Origin of the sequence: Aequorivita viscosa (assembly GCF_900106795.1) — a bacterium.
Classification (GTDB): domain Bacteria; phylum Bacteroidota; class Bacteroidia; order Flavobacteriales; family Flavobacteriaceae; genus Aequorivita; species Aequorivita viscosa.
On record NZ_FNNS01000050.1, the window covers coordinates 1 to 4431 of the forward strand.

General features: G+C 46.9%; 1 protein-coding gene. It reads left to right on the forward strand.

Annotated features, from left to right (window positions below; genetic code table 11):
• The coding region (locus BLW28_RS15860) for a hypothetical protein (protein ID WP_092842593.1) at positions 1–4431 on the forward strand (4431 nt) is incomplete at both ends.

Consider the following 4431-nt stretch of genomic DNA (forward strand, 5'->3'; position numbering starts at 1 on the left):
GATGACAACACCGATGGGTTACAGATATTCGATTTAACCGTTCGTGAGTTGGAGATGTTGGGAGCTATGGATCCGACCCAGTATGATTTTTATTATTATGAAGTTGAGGTAGATGCTATTACAGCGGGTCAGAACGCATTAGAGACCCCTGATTTTTCAGGAGCCATTCCTGCGCCGACCGCGTATCAAAACACGACCCCTTTCCAGCAGACCATTTATGTTTTGGCAGTCGGTAATGCTTTGAACACCGCTCCCTATAATGGAGGCGAGGGCTGTTTTGACATTGTACCATTAGAATTGTTTGTCGATCCCTTACCAACCGCAATTCAGCCATTGCCCTACGAGCTATGTGATGATTTGGCCAGTGGTAGCAGCAGCGATCAGATAAGCATTTTCAATTTGACCACCCGTAACGCAGAGATTACTGGGGGCGATAACACCCTATCGGTAACTTGGTTTGAGACCTATGCCGATGAGGCGATGGACAACCCAATCGCTACCCCAAGAGCCTATCAAAACCGTGAGATCCCTCCAGCGCCCTTGAACCCAATGACCATTGTGGCGCGAGTGACCAATACCTTTGGCTGTTCGGTTACCGTGACCCTTACCTTAGTGGTGAACCCATTGCCAGTTCCTGCCGTTCCGACCCCATTAGAGGTCTGTGATGACGACAACAATGGTTTTGCCGCCTTTGACCTCACCGAGAAAGACCGGGAGATCACCAATGGCGAGCCCGATGTAAGCATTCGTTACTACACCACCCGTGCCCTAGCTGAAATAGGCGCACTTACAGATCAGATAGTAGGGCTGTACACCAATGACAACCCATTCAACGATTTTGTTTGGGCCCGCGTAGAGAACAATACCACAGGTTGCTACGCCATTGTTCCGTTGGAACTTATAGTAAACCGCATTCCAGATGCCCCAGCCCCTGGTTTTGGAGACCTTGTTTCCTGTGATTTAGGAACAGGATCGGGAGCCGAGTTTGACCTTACACAGAACAGTGAATTTGTATATGGCACCCAATCACAGGACTTCATCATTACCTTCCACACAAGTTTCGAAGACGCCGAATTGGGAGAAGATGAAATTGGCACCCCTACCGAATACACCAGCACAGGCCAGACCATCTGGGTACGCCTAGAAAATGATGTTACCGGCTGTTTCCGTATCAGTAGCTTTGAGCTGATAGTTTCAGGTTTACCTGCAGTAATAGCACCAGTAGATATGCAGCGCTGTGACGATTTAGCGAGCGGTAGCGATACCGATGAGGTAGCTATGTTTAACCTAAACAGCAATAACGCCACTATTACTGGCGGAAACCTGGCCCTTACCGTTCGATACTATGAAAGCGTAGAAGACCAGGAAAACGGTATATTCATTACCAATCCAACAACCTATACCAACCCAAGAGATGGAGGTGGTCAAGGAATCACCCCGCACACCCTACAGGTAAGTGTTTTCAAAGCCGATGGATGTGCCTCCACAACTACACTCACATTGGTAGTATTGCCCGTGCCACGCGCAATAACCCCAACCCCTTTAGTAGCGTGCGATGACGACAATGATGGTTTTGCCGAGTTTGACCTTACCGAGAAAAACGATGAGATCGCCAATGGCGAGCCAAACCTGACCATTCGTTACTATACCACTAGGACGTTAGCCGAAATCGGAGACCCATTGAACGAAATCGTAGGCTTGTATCCAAACGACACCCCATTTACCGATATGGTTTGGGTCCGAATAGAGAACGCCGATACCGGATGTCACGTTATCCGTGAACTGGAACTTATCGTAAGTCCAATTCCCGATGCGCCAACAGCAGGCTTTGGTGATCTTACCGCCTGTGATGTAGATGGGGGCGGCAGTGCAGAGTTTGACCTGACAGAAAATGCAGAATTCATTTATGGTACTCAATCCCCGGACTTTATTTTAACGTATCACACATCCCAAGTTGATGCAGAAAACGGAGACGATGCAATAACAGATCCGGAAGCATATGCCAGTACGGGAGAGACCATTTGGGTACGCTTGGAAAACAATGAAACCGGTTGTGTGCGCATCAGCAGTTTCGAGTTAATTGTAGGGGTATTCCCAGCCATTGTAGAGCCTATGGATATGGAGCTATGCGACGATTTGGAAAGTGGCAGCGATACCGATGGTATATCCATATTCAACCTTACGAGCAACAACACCACCATTACCGGCGGCAATGCTTCCTATAGTGTGCGTTATTATGAAACAGTTGCCGATCAACAGAACGACAACCCGATTACCAACCCAAGCGCCTACACCAACCCAGTAGATGGCGCGGGTCAAGGTATTAGTCCATATACACTACAAGTAAGTGTTTTCAGTCCCGACGGATGTACAGCGACCACCACCTTAACATTGGTCGTGCTTCCAGTGCCAAGAGCAACAACGCCAACCCCATTGGTTATGTGCGATGATGACAACGATGGTTTTGCTGAGTTTGACCTAACAGAAAAAGACGATGAGATCTCCAATGGCAATCCAGCCGTTGTCCTGACCTATCACGAGACCCTGTTCGATGCCAACAATGGAACCCTGCCATTGGCATCACCGTTCCAGAACATTGTGGCCTTCTCGCAAACAATTTATGTGCGGGCAACTTTCAATGCCCCTCCAAATACCACTGGCTGTTATACCGTGGTACCCCTGGAATTGATTGTATCCCCAGTTCCAGTTGTACCAATAGACCTTCCGGACCTAGTACTTTGTGACCCAGACGGAGATGGCTTTGCAGACTTTGACCTTACCGTTCAGGAAGATTTGATTTATGGCGATCAAGACCGTGGTCAATTAGTGTTAACGTACCACATCAATCAGGCTGATGCAGATACAGGAGACGATCCAATTACCACTCCAGAGTTGTACACCAACACCTCAAACCCCCAAGATATATTTGTTCGATTGGCCTATACAGATGGAGAAGAATGTTATGCCACTGGCCACTTCACTTTAATAGTGTCCGATGGGGTAGCTATTGTAGACCCAATGCCATTAGAAGTTTGTGATGACCTAGGTGAGCCGAACGATATGCGTGCAACCTTTAACCTTACATTGAAAAATGCAGAGATAACAAATAACATCCCGGGACTAGGAGTTAGTTATTTTGTTAGCGAACAAGATGCAATAGACAATGTAAACAGAATTGATCCGGACTGGGCATTCGAGAACACAGAAAACCCACAGCGTATCTTTGTACGGGTGGTAGATGGCAACAGCGAATGCGTATCGTACACCACTTTGCTCTTACGTGTAATTCCAAACCCGCAGCCAGCAGTACCAAGCCCGTTTATTCTTTGTGACGACAATATTGTAATAGGGCCAGGGCCGGACGATGGAGTAGAGGTATTCGATTTAACCGAAAAAGCAGCAGAAATACTGCAAGGCGCCAATTGGGACTTAGGGTATTTTGAAAGCTACGATGCAGCCTTGGAAAACACCGGTGCGATACCAAACCCAGACAGCTACGAAAACACCAGCAGTCCACAGATTATTTATGTTCGCGCAACCAATGCAACCACAGGATGTTTTGAGATAGTTGAATTGGAACTGATTGTAAACCCATTGCCAGATGACACAGTAGAAGTAAGCCCTTATGTTATCTGTGAACTGGATTCAGATGGAGTCGCGTTGTTTGATTTAACCACCAAGATCCCTGAGATTCTTGGAGACCAGCAATTGCCATCAGAATTTGAAGTAGCATTCTACCTAGATCCTGTAGATGCGGCAAACGATTTCAACAGGATATTGAACGTAACCGAGCATCAGAACCGTGATTTAACTGGCGCGCCCGAAAACCCACAAACCATTTATACAGGAATTAAGTATATCAACAGCGAGTGTCGTATTGGCGGGGTCCAAAGCTTCGATTTGATAGTACAAGAAGGTGTAATAGCAACCGCTCCTGCCGAGCCGTTCGAGATATGTGACAACACCCCTCCGAGTGATGGTTTTGCGGAGTTTGATTTAGAAGACTTCAGCAACCAACAAGTAATGGACCTAAGGAACGGGATTCTTTCCGGTCAAGACCCTGCCATATATTCGCTTAACTTCTATGAAACCCTAGAGAATGCGAATGCAGGTACAAACCCGATTGTATTTCCATATACCAATACCATCAACCCTCAGGTAGTTTATGCACGGGTTGCAAACGAAGACAACCTTTACGAGCCTAGATGTTCTGAAGTTGTAGAAGTGATATTAAAAGTACGGGAATTGCCGTTAATTACTTTTGATGATGTTTATGGACTATGTGTAGATGCCAATGGCAACCCAATAGCAGGCGAAGATGGAGTTTCCCCTCCAGTTATCGACACAGGATTAGATCCAGGCCTTTACACATTTGAATGGATGTTCGAAGGCGTATTGTTGCCAAACGGGGCTGGGCCATCTATTGTAGCC